The organism is Clostridium sp. (assembly GCF_029258205.1).
Lineage (GTDB): Bacteria > Bacillota > Clostridia > Clostridiales > Clostridiaceae > Sarcina.
In genome coordinates this window covers 1-19,939 of record NZ_JARHZJ010000048.1, presented here as the reverse complement: position 1 = coordinate 19,939, position 19,939 = coordinate 1, and the positions used below count along the sequence as shown (strand labels likewise).

General features: G+C 28.3%; 14 protein-coding genes. 12 read left to right on the top strand and 2 right to left on the bottom strand.

Annotation, left to right across the window (positions count from 1 at the left end; translation table 11 throughout):
- Nucleotides 1–32: 32 nt before the first annotated feature.
- Nucleotides 33–458 carry an ImmA/IrrE family metallo-endopeptidase gene (locus Q1J60_RS07025; protein ID WP_300260086.1) on the bottom strand — a complete coding sequence of 142 codons (426 nt, stop codon included), beginning with the start codon at nucleotides 456–458 and terminating at the stop codon, nucleotides 33–35.
- Between the two features lie 135 nt (nucleotides 459–593).
- Nucleotides 594–1,136, bottom strand: coding sequence for a helix-turn-helix domain-containing protein (locus Q1J60_RS07020; protein ID WP_300260083.1), 543 nt, complete (start codon nucleotides 1,134–1,136; stop codon nucleotides 594–596).
- Nucleotides 1,137–1,999: 863 nt separating this feature from the next.
- Between Q1J60_RS07020 and Q1J60_RS07015 the strand changes: the two genes are divergently transcribed.
- From Q1J60_RS07015 to Q1J60_RS06960, 12 genes are all read left to right on the top strand, one after another.
- Entirely contained in the window at nucleotides 2,000–3,928 is a 1,929-nt protein-coding gene (locus Q1J60_RS07015; RefSeq protein WP_300260077.1) for a DNA polymerase I, read from the top strand.
- Nucleotides 3,929–4,175: 247 nt separating this feature from the next.
- Nucleotides 4,176–7,007: a DNA primase family protein gene (locus tag Q1J60_RS07010; protein WP_300260074.1), complete on the top strand. Its 2,832-nt coding sequence runs from the start codon at nucleotides 4,176–4,178 to the stop codon at nucleotides 7,005–7,007.
- A 420-nt stretch (nucleotides 7,008–7,427) separates the two neighbouring features.
- Nucleotides 7,428–8,006: a sigma-70 family RNA polymerase sigma factor gene (locus Q1J60_RS07005; protein ID WP_300260071.1), complete on the top strand. Its 579-nt coding sequence runs from the start codon at nucleotides 7,428–7,430 to the stop codon at nucleotides 8,004–8,006.
- Nucleotides 8,007–8,628: 622 nt separating this feature from the next.
- Nucleotides 8,629–8,763, top strand: coding sequence for a hypothetical protein (locus tag Q1J60_RS07000; RefSeq protein ID WP_300260068.1), 135 nt, complete (start codon nucleotides 8,629–8,631; stop codon nucleotides 8,761–8,763).
- 35 nt (nucleotides 8,764–8,798) lie between these two features.
- On the top strand, nucleotides 8,799–9,782 hold the full coding sequence (locus tag Q1J60_RS06995) for a helix-turn-helix transcriptional regulator (protein WP_300260065.1): 984 nt from the start codon (nucleotides 8,799–8,801) through the stop codon (nucleotides 9,780–9,782).
- 451 nt (nucleotides 9,783–10,233) lie between these two features.
- A complete protein-coding gene (locus Q1J60_RS06990; protein WP_300260062.1) occupies nucleotides 10,234–11,529 on the top strand; it encodes a dynamin family protein in 1,296 nt (431 codons plus the stop codon).
- Nucleotide 11,530: 1 nt separating this feature from the next.
- Nucleotides 11,531–13,819, top strand: a complete 2,289-nt coding sequence (locus Q1J60_RS06985; RefSeq protein ID WP_300260059.1) for a dynamin family protein — start codon at nucleotides 11,531–11,533, stop codon at nucleotides 13,817–13,819.
- A 13-nt stretch (nucleotides 13,820–13,832) separates the two neighbouring features.
- Nucleotides 13,833–14,426, top strand: a complete 594-nt coding sequence (locus Q1J60_RS06980) for a hypothetical protein (protein WP_300260057.1) — start codon at nucleotides 13,833–13,835, stop codon at nucleotides 14,424–14,426.
- A 5-nt stretch (nucleotides 14,427–14,431) separates the two neighbouring features.
- On the top strand, nucleotides 14,432–17,737 hold the full coding sequence (locus tag Q1J60_RS06975) for an ATP-binding protein (protein ID WP_300260054.1): 3,306 nt from the start codon (nucleotides 14,432–14,434) through the stop codon (nucleotides 17,735–17,737).
- On the top strand, nucleotides 17,734–18,318 hold the full coding sequence (locus Q1J60_RS06970) for an HNH endonuclease signature motif containing protein (protein ID WP_300260050.1): 585 nt from the start codon (nucleotides 17,734–17,736) through the stop codon (nucleotides 18,316–18,318). Before Q1J60_RS06975 ends, Q1J60_RS06970 begins: the two co-directional genes overlap by 4 nt.
- Nucleotides 18,315–18,689 carry a hypothetical protein gene (locus Q1J60_RS06965; RefSeq protein WP_300260048.1) on the top strand — a complete coding sequence of 125 codons (375 nt, stop codon included), beginning with the start codon at nucleotides 18,315–18,317 and terminating at the stop codon, nucleotides 18,687–18,689. The genes Q1J60_RS06970 and Q1J60_RS06965 overlap by 4 nt, the downstream gene beginning before the upstream one ends.
- 367 nt (nucleotides 18,690–19,056) lie before the next feature.
- Complete coding sequence (locus Q1J60_RS06960) at nucleotides 19,057–19,287, top strand: DUF4318 domain-containing protein (protein ID WP_300260044.1); 231 nt, start codon at nucleotides 19,057–19,059, stop codon at nucleotides 19,285–19,287.
- Nucleotides 19,288–19,939: the final 652 nt, after the last annotated feature.

The following is a 19,939-nucleotide window of genomic DNA, read 5'->3' as shown; positions in this document are numbered from 1 at the left end:
GATAAAGAGTTTTTATTTTTATAATAAATATTTTAAGAATTTAGTTTAACCAAAACCAAATCAAGGGGTAAATCTAAAGCTATAGCCATTTCTTTAGCACTTTTTCCTTCATGTTCTTTTATCATTTCATCTGATATAAGAAGGTGTGCTGCAAATATTTTGGCATACCTTTCAAAATCATTTTGGGGGGTTAATGATTTATCAGTTACAACATGTATTTCTTCTTTGGGGTGAATTATAATGTATCCTAATTCATGGGCACATATTAGTCTTTTTGTTTTTAGGGAGCAATTTTTGTTTAAGTGTATGAAGCTTTGTCTTTTATAGGTATGGGAATAACCATACACTTCTTTTAAGTCTTCTTCTAAGAGTATGACTCCTTTTGCTAATGTGATTTCTAATGGATCTCTTAATTCATATTTTTTTATTAATTGGTTTGCTAAATTTTTTATGTTCATATATATTTGGGATTGTATAAATAAAACTCTATAGTAAATTTTATGAGTTTTTATACAAGTCCTTCACCTACCTTTCAAATATTTTTTAATGAAAGGATATTGGTGTTTTAAGCATGTTTAATTGATTTTTATTGGCTAATTTGATTTAGAAGAAAATTTATTTTTGGCAATTAGTTTTGCCATTTTCATTGAATGTTCTAAGCTTTCCTTAAAAGCCTTTCTTGTTTCATAATCTAAGAGGAAACCCTCAAAGGATATATTTTTTTCAAAGTTATCTAAGTTATTTATAGTTTTTTGTAAATCTGTTTTAATGTTTAAGGTTTCCTTTTTTGAAAGGGAGCTAGTTTTATAAGGAATGTTTAAATCATTATTAATTATTTGCTTTTCAACAATCTCATCTTCAGAAAGTTTAAAAACTTCTTCAATGTTTTTTTCCTTTAGCTCCTCATTTAGAGGTTTTAGATAATAATCTTCTTCTAAGAGAGCATCATCAAAGAATGATTTTAAATCAAGCTTTAGAGCATTGGCTAATGCCTCAATAGTATCAAAGCTAGGGTTATACCTGTTGTGTTCTATATCTGATAGATAAGAGCGAGATATACCTGTCATTTCAGCTAAAGCCTTTTGAGTTAATTTTCTCTTTTTTCTCAATTTTTGTAGCCTATAACCAATAAACATAAGTTAAATTCCCCCTTTTATTTTAAAGTTTTGCTCTGATTTAGAGTAGATATTAATTTTAATATATATCTTAAAATAATATTTACTAAAAACAGAGTTTTATTTAAATTTGATTATGGTTTAACTAAGTTTTAAACTTAGAAGATTTAAATTTATTTTTAGGTTTATATGTTTTATTTTGGAGTTTTTAAAATATTAAAATTTATTTGGGATAATATCTGTATTTTAAGAAAATAGTGTTACTTAAGTTAATATAACTTTTAATAGTTCAAGCAAATTGTATTTTGCTTGGTTAAATGTAAAATATTGTTATGATATTATTTTAACAGGGTGATCCCGAACAATCAATAGTTTTGTGTATAAAAAAGTAAAATAATACAGACCTTGTAAGAAAAATGGAGTAAACAATAGAAATATGAAAATAAATAAGATTAATTTGTAATAATAGGATAATTTGAATTTGGGTATTGGAAGAAAAAGGTATTATAATGCCATTGTAAGGAATTGGTAAGGAGAATACTAGGAGTGTTTGTAATACTCTACATTATTTTGGAGAAGGGATAAAAATTTTAGGGAAATATCTACTATATGTTTTTATTAAGTATTGATATGAGGTATAAATTATTATTTTAGTAAGAAGTAATTCCTTATTTGGATATTGGTGTTTGATAAGTAAAGGGTAAAAAATAATTTTATAGGTTTAAATTGATTGGGAATTAAGAAAAAAGAAATTATAGATTGATATTTATGGGATAAAAATCCAATAAATATTTTTTTTATCCTTTTTATAAAGGGTTAGAGGTTAAGTAAAGGATAAAAATTTTAAGTGAAATAATTAAATTTTTTTATATAAGGAGAGAATTATGGGAAATTATAAGGCTGTTTTTACTATTAGTGAGGTTATGAAGTATTTGAATATTCATGATAAGAAGGTTGTTGCCTTTGATATTGAATGTGCACCAAAGAATGAGTGGTTTAGATTAAATGATAAGAAGGCTGCTTTAGATCCAAATAAGGGACATATAGTCGGTATATCCCTTTCTGTTAAGGAGGGTACTGGTATTTACATTCCTTTAAGGCATAGGAATGGGAAAAATGTTAAAGATGTTCATAGAATGATAGCTTGGCTTAAGGGCTTTATTTTTCATAATGAGAGTATTTTAAAGGTTTGTCACAACATAGCTTTTGAATCATCTTTTCTTTATGAGTATGGAATTGTGATTAAGGAGCCTGTTTTTGATACTATGATAGGTAGTATGCTTACTTTTAAGAAATTTGGGGAGTTTAGAACTTTAGGAGATAGTGGTCTTAAACTTCTTGTAAAGGAGATATTTAATGAGGAGTTGCCTAGCTTTTATAATGTGGTTAATGGAACACACTTTGATAATTTGCATTCTGAGCATAGAGAAACTTTAAGGTATGCCTGTGCAGATAGTGATTATGCTTTAAGGCTTTATAAGTTTTGTTTGGAGTGGTTTGAAACTCATATACCAGAGCACAAACTTGTTTGTGAGAGGGTTGAAAGCCCAGCAGCTGTTTATACTGGTATTATGAAAAAGAATGGTATTACCCTTAATAAGGAACTTTTAGAGGAGTTTAAAAATAGAGCAGAGGAGGAACTTAATCTTTGTAAAAGTGAGATTTTAAATTTTACAAATAGGGATGTTAAACTTGGGTGTAATCTTCAAACTCAAGATTTTAAGGATTTTATCTTTAAGGATTTAAGACTTCCAGTTCTTAAGGTATGTGAAAAGGGTGAACCTTCCTTAGATGATGAGAGCCTAATTCTTCTTGAGAAGTGGTGTGTTAAAAATTTTAAGAAGGGGACTTATCTTATAGAATGTATAAAGAGGCATAAGAGAGTTAGCAAGATTAAATCTACTTATATAGAAGCTTTTTTTAATTTATTAAATTGTGAAACAGGCAAAATTCATACAGATTTTTTCTCTATGGGAACTGATACTGGGAGATTTTCTAGCAGGAATCCGAATCTTCAAAACCTTCCTAGAAAGGATAATGACCATTTAGGTATTAGAAAACTTTTCATTCCTTCACCTAACCATATATTTTTAGACTTTGACTTTTCTCAGATTGAGCTTAGGGTTGGAGCTTATTATTGCAGAGATAGAAAGATGATTAATGCTTTTATGAAAGATTTTGATATTCATGGCATAACAACTTCTATTATATATAATATTCCCTTAGAGGAGGCTACAGACAGAAATCATGAGGATTTTAAGAAGAGAAGAACCATAGCTAAAAACTGTAATTTTGGTGTTTTATTTGGCTTATTTCCTAAGGGGCTTCAAAAAACACTTATGTATAAGGGTGGAATTGATATAAGTGAAAAGGACTGTGAAAGGATTATAAAAAATATAAAGGACGGATATCCAAGGATTTCAACTTGGCAAAATGATACAAAGAGGATTGCACAATATAGGGGATATACAAGTAGTAGAATTGGTAGAAGACGTTATTTAAAGGATATAAAATCTAAGGACTGGAATAAGAGGGCGGCATCTGAAAGGTGTGCCTTAAACACTCCAATACAAGGTACGGCAGCAGACATAATAAAGATAGCTATGGCAAGGATACTAAGGGAATTACCAGAGAGGGATTATATAAAACCACTACTTCAGATACATGATGAACTTTTGTTTGAAGTTAGGGAAGACAAGGTAAATGAGGCAATATATTTCATAAAGAATTGTATGGAGAGAACTCCTTTTAAGGACTTTAATGTACCCTTAAAGGTTGAGTATTCTGTAGGATATAATTTTGACGAGGTTTAGTAAATAGTTTAAATTTGGAATCTTAAAAGTAATAAATAGAAGTTATTAACTTAAGAATTTCATTAATAGAATAGCTTTTATTGTTTTTAATCTTTGGACAAGCAATAAATTAAAGAGCTTGTGAGTTTTTTAATAAAGAAGTTATATTATTAAATTTTTTATGAGATGCCTTGGACAAGCTATAAAGTAATAAGAACTTATTATAAGTTAGGTAAAAAGACTATTTATCTGAAAGGATGTTTGAAAATTGAATAAAGAGAATTTTGAAAAGTGGGATTTAAGGGAGGCTAAAAGGTTTTTAGAATGTTTTTGTAAGGGGGAGTCTTCTAAAGGGACAAGCTGTGATAGTAAAGAAAGTGAGTTAAAAGGTTCTGAAAATTCTTGTGGAAGGATTAATATTAGAGTCTTTTCTGATAAGAAGGGGACAGACTTTAAGGGGAAGAATCTAAGTTTTAGTATGAAGGATTTTTCTTCTAAAAGCAAGGTTTTAATGGCTCATAATGAGGCTAATAGAGGAATATTTTTTGTGGTTAATTCTGGAGGGAATAGTGATAGGAAGATAAATCGAATTAATGCTCAGTTTTTTGAGTGTGATACTCTTTCTTTAGATGAGCAGCTTGAGAATATAAGTAAGTTTCCACTAGAGCCTAGTATTATAGTACAAACTAAGAAGTCCTTACATGTATATTTTCTTATAAAAGATGGAAAGGTTAATAAGTTTAGGGACATACAGAAGAAATTATCCAAGCATTTTCATGGGGATGGAAGCTGTATAAATGAGAGCAGAGTAATGAGAATTCCAGGTTTTTATCATTGTAAGGAGGAGCCAGTAAGGGTAAAATGTATAAAGTTTAATCCAAACCTATTTTATACTCAGGATGATTTGGAAAGAGAACTTAGTTATAGCGAAAATAAGTTAATCGTAAATGATGATATATATATAAGAAGTGAAGAAATAAAAAACTATTATAATAAGGAAAGTAAAAAAAACATTTCAATAAATAAGGAAGAAAGTCTAAATAACAAATCTAAAGAGCAGGTTATAAAAAGCATTAGAAATAACTTGCATAGCATTTCACAAGATAATATTTCAGAGAATAGAGAACTTAAAATAATAAATAATGAACTAATAAATGAAAAAGGGCAAAGCAATTTAAAAGAGCAGGATTTAAAAGATTGGAATTATAAAAGTGGTCTTGAGGTTGTGTGTTTTAAGTGTGATTTTATAAAGTATTGCAAAGCGAATTCAAAAACTCTTTCTGAGCCTTTATGGCATGGAATGATTACTAACCTTGCTATTTTTAAGGGAGGAAAGGAGAGAATTCATGAGCTTAGTAGAAAATATAAGGGATATAGTGAGAGTGAAACTAATTGGAAGATAATGAATTTCTTAAAGTCTGGTGCAGGAGCTATGACTTGTGAAACACTTAAAGATAGAGGATACCATTGTGCAAGGTACGGTAAGACCTGTTATGGGAAAAGTCCAGCATCTTTAGCATTTAAGCCCTTAAATGTGAATGAGATTAAGGAGTGTGTAAAGTCTTTGGAGATTAGTGAAGTTTCTAATTCAACTAATATTGATACTGCTCTTAAATTTATAGAGAATTTCATGTATAACATAGGAGTTCCTTTAGGGAAAAGTATTATTGAGGAGGATTTAACAAATCACTTGAAAATTAAAAATTCAAAGGATTTAGTTACATTTTATAGAGAGGTTATTAGAAATTTTAAGAAAGAGAGAGAGGAAGAGGAGAAAAAGAAGGAAAGTAAACCTATTAAGTTTCAAAATATGGTAAATATCCCATGGTATGAGGAGCAAGAAAAGGGGCTTAAGTTTTTGCCATTTGTTTTGGCTAAGTATTTAAGTGAAACTAGGTATATTTTTTATGCGGCAGAATCCTTTTTGATATATGAAAATGGGGTTTATAACATAAGTGGAGATAAGGAGGCTGGGAAAATCATCATGGATTATATGCTACCTAATTATTGCACTATGTCAGCTATTAGGGATTGTAGAGATCAATGGGACATACTTGTTTCAAGAGAGTTTGATGATTTTAATAGAAATCCTTATATAGTAAATACAAAGAATTGTCTTTTTGATATTAGGGATGGAAGTGTTAAGGGGCATACACCTAGTTATTTAAGTACAGTTCAGCTTAATGTAGAGTATACTCCTCAGGCTGATTGTCCACAATTTAAAAAATTCTTAAGTGAAGTTGTAGATTGTAAGCTAATTCCCTTAGTTCAAGAGATGGTAGGGTATTTACTTACTACAAATACTTCTGCTCAAAAATCATTTATCCTTTGGGGACCAGCTAGGACAGGAAAAAGTACACTTTTATGGGTGGTGGAATATTTACTTCTTGGTAAGAAAAATGTAAGTAATATACCTTGGCAAGATATTGGGGACAAGTTTAAAACAGCAGAGCTTTTAGGGAAGGTAGCAAATGTATTTTCAGACCTTCCAAGTAAATCCATAGAGGATACAGGGATTTTTAAGGTTTTAACAGGGGAGGATTACTTAATGGCAGAGAAAAAGAATAAAAATCCTTTTAAGTTTAGACCATTTTCAAGGCTTGTCTTTAGCTGTAATGAGTTACCTAGAAACTATGTGGACAGAACTGAAGGATTTTATAGAAGGCTTATAATTGTGCCATTTAATAGGCAAATAGAGAAAGGAAAGATAGATAAGGAGCTAAAATATAAGTTTAAAGAGGAAAAGGAAGGTATATTAAATTGGGCTTTAGAAGGATTAGGGAGGCTTTATGAAAATAACTTTGAGTTTAGTGAAACTGAGCTAACTGATGAGATTAAGAAGGAATATAAGCGTGAGAATAATAATGTTATTTCCTTTGTGGAGGAGTGCTGTGAAATTGATAGCTCATTTTCATGTAGTAGGATAGAGATTTATGAAGCTTATAAGGATTTTTGTGTGGAAGCAGGTTTAAAAATACTTTCCCAAATAAAGTTTAATAAGGAGTTAGAAGTTAATTTTAACGTCACTAGAGCTAGAAATAGAAATTTAAGATTATGGAATGGAGTAAGAATTAAGTTAGATGATTTAATAATTAGGTAGTGTGACAGGTTAGTGACTGACTTTATCCAGACTTTGAGTCGGAGATTTTTTAGTGATACCAAGGGTTTTGACAGAAGTGACGGACTTTTTTTACTCCTATATAATAGGGAAAATTAAAAATTAATATAAAAAAATACATTTATTAAATACTATATATATAGTGATTGAAAAATAGTAAAAGTCTGGTGAAGTCTGGTTAAAGTTAGTTATATCAATGGTTTGGAGTGTGACTGAGTTTTAAAAAGTCAGTCACAGTAGATGTTTTTATGTGGTTTTTAAGGATTTAAGTATGAAATTAGGTGGGAAAATAGTAGTTTTCAAATAAAAGTGGACAAGTTTTAAAGGGACTAAAATTTAGTTTAAATATATTAGGTAAAAATAATAGTAAATAAAAATATATTTATTAGGGGTATATTGTTTATGAATAGGGAAATGGTTGATCTTTTATTAATAGAGGGGAAAAAGGGAAATAAGGAAGCCTTGAAAAAGCTTTTTGAAATTCACAAAGGATTAATTTATAAGTATTCAACTAAGTATTTCATAAAGGGATATGACAGGGAAGATTTAGAGCAGATAGGATGGATTGAATTTATTAATGGGGTATATAAGTATGATGGAGGTTTTGGAATAGATTTTGTGGCTTTCATAACCATTCTTCTAAGAAATAAATATTGCTCAATGCTAAAAAGAAGGGAGCATAATATGAAATTTTCTAGCCTAGATACACCAATTGGTGATGATATAACAATTAAAGATATCTTAGAAGACTCCTTCTCCATGGAAAATGACTTTGAGCATAGAGAAGAAATGGAGGCTCTCTTAAATGCTCTTAGAACTTTGGAGGATGAGGAGAGAGAATTTATTCTCTATATTAATGAAGAGAGAGGAAATATGCAAAAGTATTATGAGGAACATAAGAACGAAATTACATTTAATGCTGTTAGATATAAAAAGAAAAAGATAATAGATAAGCTTTGTAGACACCTTAAAAAGCGGTAAAGGTTAAATAAAGTTTTAGCTATATTTTACTAAATATATAACTTCTTGCTTTAATTGATGTGTGAAAACTCAATTGTAGCAAGGAGTTATCATAAATTTTTTTTGTTAAGGTGTAAATTTACTAAATTATTCTTATATCATTAAAAATTTTGTTAAAAATTGTTTTTTAATGATATAATATTTTTAGAATAATACTAAAATAAATACAAAAAGTACAATAAAAGTATATTGAAGAATTAGAGTAACTAATATTTTATAATAATTTATGGAGAGTATTTTATTTACAAATTTACTATTAATATAAGTGATTTTTTAACAATTAAGAATATTTGATTATATTTTCATCAATATTATAATGGGTATAAAAAAGAATGTAATCCTGATTTTGTAAATGTTTTAAATTTTTATTTCTTTAGATAAATCATAAAACCAATTAGAAACTTTAACTCAATATACTGCCCATTGGGCTATTGATCCTTTTTTCGAGATTGTAAAACTTACTTAGGATTAGTAAGAAGTGAAAAAAGTATCCGTAGATATTTGCTAATAATGTTAGTAAATTACACCTATTGCAAAATATATTATAATTATAATTCATCACTTTAATACTGGATATAAACCTATGAAGAAAGCTTTAAAAAAATCTAAAGTTAGATATATTTACGAAGCAGCTGTAAGCGGGACACCGCTAAAAGAAGTTTTTGAGTCATTAAAAATAGCTGTTCATAGAATAAATGGTCAGCTATGTTATGTTTAAATTAGCAATATTATTTATATAAACGAGGAGTAGTCATGGAAGAACTAAGATATGCAAAGGTAAACAGAATTTTAACTATATTTGAGAAATTAAAAGATAGAGAAGGTATAAATGCACAAAAAGTAGCTCAAGAGTTTGGCGTAAATGAAAAGACTATAAAAAGAGACATAAATGATATTAGATTATACATAGCTGATAGAAATTATAATAATTTATCAATAGTTTACAAGAGAAGTGAGAAGGCATACTTTTTAACTGGAAGTGAGGATTTAACTTCAGATAAAAAAGATATATTAGCTATATGCAAAATATTATTAGAAAGTAGAGCTTTTTGTTGTGAAGAGATGGATCGTATAATAAACTCAGTACTTTACAAAGTTTCTTATAAAGATAAAAAGTTTATAAAGAAAATAATAGGAAATGAACTTTTAAAATTTACGCCTCTTGAACATAAAGAAAAGTTAATAGATAGAATATGGGATTTAAGTAAGTTTATACATAATAAAGAGGTTATAGAAATAAAGTATAAAAAGACTGAGGGAGAAATAGTGAAACGAAAAGTTAGGCCAGTATCAATAATTTTCTCAGAATATTATTTTTATTTAATAGTTTACTTTAATAATTCAAAAACAAGAATGCCTATAGTTTATAGAGTTGATAGAATAATAAATTATAAAAGCTTAAAAGAGAAGTTTAGAGTATGTGAATCAGAAAGATTTCAAGATGGAGAGTTTAGAAAAAGAATTCAATTTATGTATTCAGGAGAACTTATGAGGGTTAAATTTGAGTTTACAGGATCTTCTTTAGAAGCCGTATTGGACAAGCTTCCAACTTCAAGAATATTAGAAAGTCATGAAGACAAACATATTATAGAAGCTGAGGTTTATGGAAAAGGAATAAAGATGTGGTTATTAAGTCAAGGAAGTGGAATAAAAGTTCTTTCTCCAAAGAGTTTTGTAGATGAAATGGCTCTAGAAGCAAAAAAGATATATGATATTTATAACTGTAATTTAAATTAAATATATGATAAAAATTTAATAGTTAAGGTTAAGACAGAGACTATTAATGCTATTACTTTATATGAATTTAAAGAAGAAAATTAAATACAGAAAAGATTTCTTAAAGATATTATTTTTGCATATATAATTTAATACTAAATGCTTGTTAAGATAGTTTTATAGCTCTATTTAAAAATTAATACTAGTATATATATGAAAAAATGTAATGAAAATCTTTAAAAGGACAAATTTTGTCCCTTTAAATTATTATAATAATTATATAGATAAAAAAATTTAAGTTGGTTTATTAATTTTTATGAGTAATTTGATTGAAGTGAAAATTTTTTATGGTATCTCATTTATTTTTAAGGTATATATTCATAAATAGCAATAAACTAATTTAACTTCTTTTGTCATAATAGAAGAGCTAAATAGCCCTTTAAATTACTATAGGATACAGAGGAAAATAAATATGATGAATACTAATGTATATTTTACATCTTCATTGGTATTAGATAATCATCCAATGAAATTTGCAAGTAGAAAACGAAAGTTACAATATTATATTGTGCTTGAATATTTCATAAAACAATTTGAAATGACAGAATATACTGATTTTAGATTAAGACAATATCAAGATTTTCTTATTGAAAATACAAAAAAGCCTAATTTTACTAAGTCTAAACTTGATAGTTTAATTAGTTCTCTTCTTAATAGTAATCTAAAGCCTTTGGGGAGAAAATATAGATATTGGATTATGTGTGATATTGCATTAATTCTAATTGATGAAATAGATATACAAAAGGCTGCTGATTTGGTAAAAGCATATCTAACTCAAAGAAGAAAAGCTAATATTGATAGATTGCTTTTAGCGTTTAGAAATGAAAAGGTTACAATTGATTTTGCAGATAATCTTATTAAACAGTATCGTAAAAATTATGAGTTTTTCAAAAAAAAAGAATTACGATTTATTGTAACTGCAAATATGAGTGCTGGAAAATCAACTTTGATAAATGCCTTAATTGGAAAGCCTATTGCCCGTACATCTCAGGAAGTTTGTACTGGGAATATATGTTACATATATAATAAACCTTTTGAAGATGACTGTATTAGTTTAGAAAATTCAAAACTTAATATGAATGCAACAATGTCAGATATAACCAATTTTGAATGGGAAACAAAAACTAATATTGCATCTTACTTTAGATTTTTTAGTGAGAGTAAAAATAGAGTTTGTATTATTGATACGCCAGGCGTAAATTCTGCTTTAAATAGAAATCATGGAAAAATAACTTATGAAGCCTTGATAAATGAAAAGTATGACAAGCTAATTTATGTTCTTAATGCAAATAAATTAGGAACTGATGAGGAAATTAGTCATTTAAAATGGATTTTTCAAAAGGTTCCAGTTGATAAAATTATTTTTGTTATAAATAAAATTGATAATTTTAAGTGTGTAGATGATAGCATACAAGCAAGTATTGAAGGAGTTCGTAATGACCTATTAGAAATTGGTTATAAAAATTCTAAAATATATCCTTTGTCAGCTTACTTTGCACTTCTTACAAAGTTAAAGCATAGTGGTGAATTACTGACAGAAGATGAAGAAGATGAATATATATTATATACTAAAAAGTTTAGTAAACCTGAGTATAATCTTTCAAAATATTATGATGGTATACAAAGTGATACAAAGGATAATGAATATATTGCCATGAGCAAAAAATGTGGACTATATGGTTTAGAAAAAATACTTTTGGAGGAATAATATGAAGAAAATATTTATTAAATACAATCCGTATAAACTTGAAACTGAATTAATGGTTGATGGAAAGAAGTTGGCTCAAAACAGTAAATTAAGAGAGAAGATTATGACTGGCTCTCGTTTGCAAGAATGGGTTGAGGAACTTCCTAGCATTTTAATTGATGAATATAATGACACTGATTTTGATGTTACTTTTCATGGAACATTATTAGATTTTGAAGATTTAACAGAAGTATTCACTTTAGCTTATGAGAGAGGTGAACTTACTGCTAAACTTGATAGAAAGCCTGCAAAAGAAACTAAAGATAAAGAAGGTCTTATTGATGAAGTTTTTAAAGAAATTCAAGAAGGTCCTTTTGAAGAACTTAGAGATAAAGAAATATTAAGTGCTTTTAATCATGCAAAAAGTAGTGATTTTGAAGTATGTGTTGTTGCTACAATGAGTGCAGGAAAATCAACTTTAATTAACTCTATGATAGGTGATAAGTTAATGCCTTCAAAACAGGAGGCTTGTACAGCTATTATCACTCGTATTAAAGACAATGATAACAAATCATGGGAAGCTGAAGTATATAGTAAGGACAATCATCTTATTGAAACACATAAAGAATTAAATTATGAAGCTATGGAACGTTTAAATTCTGATAGTAATGTTTCTCTTATTAAAGTAAATGGTGATATTCCATTTGTTACTTCAGAAGATATTTCTCTTGTTTTAGTTGATACTCCAGGACCTAATAATTCAAGAGATCCAGAGCATAAAAAAGTACAAAGTGAATTTCTTAGTAAGTCTTCTAAGTCTTTAGTTTTATACATTATGGAAGGTACATTTGGTTCAGATGATGACAATGCTCTTTTGAAACGTGTTGCTGATAGTATGACTATAGGTGGAAAACAGTCAAAGGATAGATTCATATTTGTTATAAATAAAATGGATGACAGAAGAAAGGAAGATGGAGATACAGAGCAAACATTAAATCGTGTTCGTGCATATCTTAAAAGTCATGGAATAATAAATCCTAATATTTTTCCAACAGCAGCTCTTCCAGCACTTAACATTAGACTTATGGAAAATGGTGTTGAGCTAGATGACGACACTTTAGATGAAACTTGGCTAAAGGTAAGGAAATTGAATCGTAATGAAAGTTTTCATTTTGAGTCTTATGCCTCTCTTCCTGCTAGTATTAGAGCGGATATTAATAAAAAACTTGCTGAAGCAAAAGATGCAGATAGTCCTGAAGAACAAGCATTAATTCATACTGGAGTGCCTTCTGTTGAAGCTGCTATTCGTCAATATGTTCAGAAATATGCTAAGACTGCAAAAATAAAAAATATAGTAGATACCTTTATGCATAAACTTGATGAAGTTGGTTGCTTTGAAGAAACTAAACGTGAAATTGATAAAAATCGTGATGAGGGTGAAAAGATTTTAAAACAAATTGAAATCATTCGTAAAAAGATAGAGGATACAAAAGTTGTTGGAAGATTTAAAGAATCAGTTGATGAAGCTGTTATTAGAATTAATGATGACTCAAGAGATGTTGTAGAAAGCATAATTGAAAAATTTCAAAAGAGAATTGAAGAAAGAATTAATTCTCTTAAAGGAGAAGAATTAACTGTTGAAGAGGCAAGAGATGAAGTAGATCGTCTAGAAAGATTTGCTAAAAAATTATTTCCTGATTTTGAAACTGATTTAGATGAACTTATTAGAGAGAATTTGATTAATGTTGCTATTGCATTATTAGATGAATATAAGAAAAAGCTTGCTTCTTTGACTGAGGAATTTGATTCACAAATATTTTCTGGAATTAATATTGATCCTCTTAAGCTTATGAGTGGTACAATAAAATCTTCAGATGAATTTGTATTAGATAGATTTATACAGACAAAAAAGGTTGAAGATGGAGAAGAATGGGTTGCTAATACTTCTAAGAAGTGGTACAAGCCTTGGACATGGTTACGAGAAAGTGGATATTATCGCACCAAGTACAAAGATGTTAATTATGTAAATGGTGATAAAATAGCTCAAGAATTCTTAGCGCCTATTCAAGATTTTATTTGGGACAATGGTGAAAATGCACAAAAACATGCATTAAGACAATCTAAAAAAATTAGTGATTTATTTAATAGTGAATTTAAGAAACTTGATAATATTTTAAAAGATAAATTAACAGAACTTGAAGAATATGCTAATGATAAAGAAAGCGTAGAAGAACGTATTTTAGAATCTGAGCGTAAATTGAAATGGCTTGAGGATATTAAAGAAAAGGTTGAATCTATTTTAGAAATTTAAGGAGGTATTTTTTATGGCATTAACAGAGACTTTTTATGAAGCTGTAAATTCAAATAATTTACGTCGTGTTCGTATTATGATGAAAGATAGTCTTTTAGTTGATCCTGAATTTAATCTATTTAAAGAAATGGATAGATCTGCTAGTAGAATGCAAGGTCTATATGCGGAACATGATGGAAGAGAGTTTAATTTAGATAAAAGTACGTGGAATAAAGATTATATGAATAAGTTGATGGTTCAAGTAGTTAGTAATTTTTCACATGAGAGAGTAAATCATCTTAAGGACGTTGTTAGTTATTTAAACTCAAGCAATCAAAATAAAGAAGAAATTAAAAATTCTAAAGAATTAAATAATTATAAAACAAAACCTAATACTAATACTTATAATACCAATATTCAAAAGAAAAAAATAAGCTATCAAGAACAAAAAGAGCTTGATAAAAAGAATGGAACTTATAGAGGAGCTAAAATTGCTACAGGTGTTTTAGTAGGTGCAGTGGTTGGAGGAACAGCAGCATCTGTAGCTAGTTTAACTGTAGTTGGAGGAGCAGTTGCAGGTGCAGTGGTTGGAGGAACAGTTGTTGCAATTGTTACAAATAAGGAGTAAAAAATATGAGTGATACTGTAATTTTAGGAAAAAATTCTTTAAAATCAATAAATAAAAAAAAGGAGGTTTCCATTTTGGAACCTCCAAATAACAATGTTCCAAGTTATGATTCTCTTGATTTAAAACTTAAAGAAGCTAGCAATTTAGTTGATGATATTGTTTTAAAAAAATATCTTCATAAATTGACAGATTTAGAGGTTATTCCTCTTGATGATAGTTTAAAAAAAATCAGTGATATTCGTCTTTTCAAAATTACTGAAATGGTGTATCAAAATAAAGAATATTCAACTTATAAATTTGCATCAGTTTTTAATGCTGTTCAGAATCTTAATTGTGGTGTATTTATTATTGCAGATAGCGACGGCAAAAAAACTGACTTTTATATGGGGGTTCGTTCTCTTGATAATAAACGTACAACTAAGTCACTAAAAGATACACTACGTAATGCTTTAAATGGACAATTTCCTGGGGTTAAAACTCACGACTTATTAGATCCAGTTGCAGAGGAGTTTTTATCTAATATTTCTAAAAAAAATATTGCTACTGTTTCCTGTGTAGCAAACAATAAAGATAAAGAATTTAAAGATAATGAAACTTTTATTCAAGGACTTGAAAAGTTTGTACTTGCTATGCAAGGACAAAAATATACTGCTATAGTTTTAGCTAAGAGTACTCCAGTACAGCAATTGGAAGAAACGCGTCAATCATACGAAACAATATATACACAGCTATCTCCTTTTGCTAATATGCAATTATCTTATGGCACTAATATTGCATTAAGTGTTTCAGATGCTCTGTCTCATGGCACAACAACAGGGAATTCTTATTCAAATAATACATCTATGCAAGAAGGAAGCTCTTATTCTAAAGGTTATTCAAAGAGTAATTCTGTTTCAAAGGCAGATACCATTGGTACAATTGCAAAAAGTGTTGGTAGTGTAGCACTTGGTGTTGCAAGTATAGTAACTGCGCCATTAACTGGTGGTGCAAGTATAGCTGCAGCAGCAGCTATAACAGTAGGACAAATTGGCATTAATGCTATGAATATTAAAACAAATACAGATGGCACTTCAACATCAGAGAATTATTCTGAAAGTACTTCTAAAACATATGGTGAAACATATGGTGAAACAAATAGCCAAAGTGAAAGTTTTACTAAGACAAAAGGAGCTACATCAGGGTCTTCTAACAATATGCAACTTACTATGCAAAATAAAACTTTAATTGATACTCTTGAAAAGATTGACTTACAGTTAAAGCGTATTGCTGAATGTGAAAGTATTGGCATGTGGGAATGTGCAGCATATTTTTTAGCAGATACTCAAGAAACTACAGAAATGGCAGCAGGAACATATAAGGCGTTAATGAAGGGAGAAATGTCTGGTGTTGAAACTTCTTCAATTAATTATTGGGGACGTCAAAATAGCAAACAACTTCCTATGATACATGAATATATTACTAACTTTATACATCCTGTTTTTGAATATCGTTCTGAAAAGAATATTATTCCAGTTACTGCATCTTCTTTAGTAAGTAGCAATGAATTAGCTATTCAAATGGGGCTTCCTCGTAAATCTATATGTGGTTTTCCAGTAATAGAACATGCGGATTTTGGAAAAGAAGTAGTTAGGTATAATCAGAGTAGTAATGCTAAAGAGTTTTCTTTGGGAAAAGTATTTAGCATGGGAAAAGAAACTAATACAAATGTAAATCTTGATTGCAATTCACTTACAATGCATACATTTGTAACTGGTTCTACAGGTTCGGGGAAAAGTAATACTGTATATGAAATTCTTAATCAATTACATAATATTTATGGAATTCCATTTTTAGTTGTGGAGCCTGCAAAGGGAGAATATAAAAATGTATTTGGACAGTTTTCTGACGTAACTGTTTATGGTACAAATCCTAAGAAGTCTAAGCTTTTAAAAATAAATCCATTTCGTTTTCCAAAAGATGTTCATGTTTTAGAACATCTTGATAGACTTGTAGAAATTTTTAATGTTTGTTGGCCAATGTATGCAGCAATGCCAGCAATATTAAAAGAAGCAATAGAAAAGGCATATATTGTAGCAGGATGGAATTTAAGTACATCTGAAAATCCAAAAGGGGATAAATTCCCTAATTTTACTGATTTACTTGAGCAAATTGAATATGTAATAAATGATTCAAAATATTCAGCAGATAGTAAAGGTGATTATTCAGGAGCATTACTTACTCGTGTAAGATCTCTAACTAATGGTTTAAATGGGCTAATATTCTGCAATGATGATTTAAATGACTCAGATTTATTTGATAAAAATGTAATTGTTGATTTAAGTCGTGTTGGTTCAACTGAAACAAAATCTTTAATTATGGGATTACTTGTAATGAAACTTAATGAATATCGTATGGATTGTGGTAAAATAAATAGTCCATTAACTCATATAACTGTTTTAGAAGAAGCTCATAACCTTTTAAAGCGTACTTCAACAGAACAATCTTCAGAAAGTTCTAATCTTGTTGGAAAATCAGTAGAACTTTTAGCTAATTCAATTGCTGAAATGCGTACTTATGGAGAAGGGTTTATTATTGCAGATCAGTCTCCAGGGCTTTTAGATATGTCAGTTATAAGAAATACAAACACAAAAATCATTTTAAGATTACCAGAGAAAAGTGATCGTGAACTTGTAGGATATGCAGCAAGTTTAGATAAGGAGCAGCTTGATGAACTTTCAAAACTTAAGTGTGGGGTTGCTGCTGTATATCAAAATGATTGGGTTGAGCCAGTTTTAGTTCAAGTGAATAAATGTGATATATCTGAATCTATATTTGATTTTAAGGAACAAGAAAAAATAATAGATTTAATAAATATACGTTCTCAAATTATAAACTTTATGATTCAAGGTAGAGTTAATGAAAAATTAGAATTTGATATTAAAGAAATTGAGAGTTCATTAGATTTTCTAGGTCTATCTTCTTTTAATATTGAGTTTATAGAAGAACAAATTTCAGAATATAAATCAGAGGGAGTTTTGGAAATTTGGAAAGATGAAAATTTTAGAAAACTTTCTAGACGTATTACTGATATACTAGGAGTTCGTAGTCGTGTTGAAAACTGTGTTATTAGTGCAAAGGATAATAATGAATTATCTGATATGCTTGAAAAAATTATTAGTCAAAATTTATCAGATGTATCAGAGGAGAGAATTATTACACTTAGTCAGTGTCTAATGAAGGATATGAGCTCTCAACAAGAAGAATCAGAAACTCGTGAAAAATTGTATATGCAATGGGTTGATTTTGTCCGTAAAAGGGGTGTGAAAATGTGAATATAACTTCATTTAAGGATGTTTCAGAAAATATTAAAAATAGATTTTCTGAATGTCAACTTGGAAAAGAACTTGAAGGTAAAAAGTTTAATTGTCTTATAAGTGAATATGATAAATCTTTAGTAAAAGCATATGAAAATGTAAAAAATTGTCCTATTGAAGGTGGTAGATGGGAGTGTGAACGTGGTAATTCTAAGTGGATTCCCAATCCTGACTATGTTCCTCAAAAATCAAATCCTGATGGTAAGACATGGAGTGAAATACTAACTTTTCATGGTATAGATGGTATAGTTTTTAAAGATGGTGAAGCAGACTTTAGCAAAATTAGTAAAGGAAATGTTGAGATAGAGAACTTCTCTATTAAGCGTGAAGATAATTTTGATAAAGCTGATATTGAATTAGCAAAAAAACATGGTTGTAATCCTAAAGATGTCTCAGATTGGAGAAAAGCTAATGGATATACATGGCATGAATGTAAAGATATGAAGACTATGCAAAAGGTACCACGTGAAATTCATAATAATGTAACCCACCGTGGAGGGATATCTGAAGCTAAGAAAGGAACTGGTGAAAACTCATGAATAATACTATAATTAAAGAGTTTGTTTTCAATGTTGGATGGAAAAAGACATCTAGAATAAAATTATTTGGAAATTATTTTGAGATTACAATAAAACTTCAAGCATACTTTAAAGAAGATGGAATTACTTATGAGCAAGAAAATTCTTATATAGAATATAAGAAAGATGAAGATAATATTTGTGAAATTATTCAAAATATGCTAGTAAATTTTGATGCTAATGCACATTCAAGATTTATTCCATCAACATTAATATTTGAACGTAACGGTTCTTATGCATTGCTTTGTGATGATAATCTTGATCCAGATGATGGAATTGCTGTATGTCTTAAACCTACTAAGAAAATTATTTATCAGGATGATTATTTATAGTAATATGAAAAAGGTTATACAATAATAAACTTAGCTGATCAGAGAAATAAATGGTCAGCTATTTTTTATTTTAAGCAGTAATATTATTAAGTTTGTTTTGAAAATATATCAAAGTTCTACAGAAACTTTAATCATGGGGGAAGATAATATTTATGAAATTACAAGGAAATATCAAAATGTCAGACTCATTAATTATTGGATTTAAAGTTACAAAGCAGTAAATTAAGTCTCATTTTTATTTTTTATTGCTAATATATTGAAAAAAAGGAAAAATAGTTATAAATTATATATAAGAGCTAATTGGAATATTAGTTTATTTACTATAATAAACTTAAAAATTAATTTTATTAAGGGGAGATTAGAATTTATGTTTAAAAAAGGCTTTTTAATTGATTTGGATGCTGAACCTAAAACAGATGAGGATATTTGTTTAGAGGTTGCAAAGTATTGTGGGAAAGATGGCTTGTCCTTTGATTTTATTAAAAGAACTTCACCTGTAATTGCTATGATTGATGGAACTAAATATGAAATAAAAAAAATATATCAGAATGCTAGAGTTCTTAATTGTTGGGTTTTAAGTTGCAAAGAAATAGATTAAGGTGAGTTTAAGACATTTTTATAAAGCATATTTAAGATAGTTTTAAGCTGTAAGAAAATAGACTAAGGTTAATTTTTAATATATGAAAGGCAGATTTTCTGCTTAAAAGTGTAAAATATATTAACCTCACAATGAAAAATATAATAAGAATAGATAGACCAAATAGGTCTATCTATTTTTTATAACCTAACTTATACGAACATTGATTTTTATAATAATCAGGATGTATACTCCCTTAATAATTAAAATATATAAACAAATTTATTAAGCAAATTTAAAGCCATAATAAGATAGATACTAGCTATGATATTCCATAAATTAAAGTATTTTACTAGTTAAAATTTGATTTTAAATAAATCTTTAAGTAAAAGTACAATTACAAAAGATAATATCAAAAGCATCATACATTGCTGTTGACTTATTATTTTAAAATAATAAGTCAATGAAAAAATTATTATTAAATCTAAAATTACTAAAAGTAAAAAAATTATATTTTTCATAAAATCAACTTCCTATCGCTTTAAGTATATCTTTATTGTAATGAATTATACATTATATTTAAACTATTTTCCAATATTATATAAATTTAGCTTTCTATTTTTGTAACTTAATTTGTATTTAAATATAAAGATTCTTATAATTTCTATAGAAA

Excerpts from the sequence above, each read along its gene's own strand:
- Q1J60_RS06995 (WP_300260065.1), top strand. The coding sequence starts at position 8,799 with ATGGAAGAACTAAGATATGCAAAGGTAAACAGAATTTTAACTATATTT.
- Q1J60_RS06985 (WP_300260059.1), top strand. The coding sequence starts at position 11,531 with ATGAAGAAAATATTTATTAAATACAATCCGTATAAACTTGAAACTGAA.
- Q1J60_RS07000 (WP_300260068.1), top strand. The coding sequence starts at position 8,629 with ATGAAGAAAGCTTTAAAAAAATCTAAAGTTAGATATATTTACGAAGCA.
- Q1J60_RS06965 (WP_300260048.1), top strand. The coding sequence starts at position 18,315 with ATGAATAATACTATAATTAAAGAGTTTGTTTTCAATGTTGGATGGAAA.
- Q1J60_RS06960 (WP_300260044.1), top strand. The coding sequence starts at position 19,057 with ATGTTTAAAAAAGGCTTTTTAATTGATTTGGATGCTGAACCTAAAACA.
- Q1J60_RS07020 (WP_300260083.1), bottom strand. The coding sequence starts at position 1,136 with ATGTTTATTGGTTATAGGCTACAAAAATTGAGAAAAAAGAGAAAATTA.
- Q1J60_RS07005 (WP_300260071.1), top strand. The coding sequence starts at position 7,428 with ATGAATAGGGAAATGGTTGATCTTTTATTAATAGAGGGGAAAAAGGGA.
- Q1J60_RS07015 (WP_300260077.1), top strand. The coding sequence starts at position 2,000 with ATGGGAAATTATAAGGCTGTTTTTACTATTAGTGAGGTTATGAAGTAT.
- Q1J60_RS06975 (WP_300260054.1), top strand. The coding sequence starts at position 14,432 with ATGAGTGATACTGTAATTTTAGGAAAAAATTCTTTAAAATCAATAAAT.
- Q1J60_RS06980 (WP_300260057.1), top strand. The coding sequence starts at position 13,833 with ATGGCATTAACAGAGACTTTTTATGAAGCTGTAAATTCAAATAATTTA.
- Q1J60_RS07025 (WP_300260086.1), bottom strand. The coding sequence starts at position 458 with ATGAACATAAAAAATTTAGCAAACCAATTAATAAAAAAATATGAATTA.
- Q1J60_RS06990 (WP_300260062.1), top strand. The coding sequence starts at position 10,234 with ATGATGAATACTAATGTATATTTTACATCTTCATTGGTATTAGATAAT.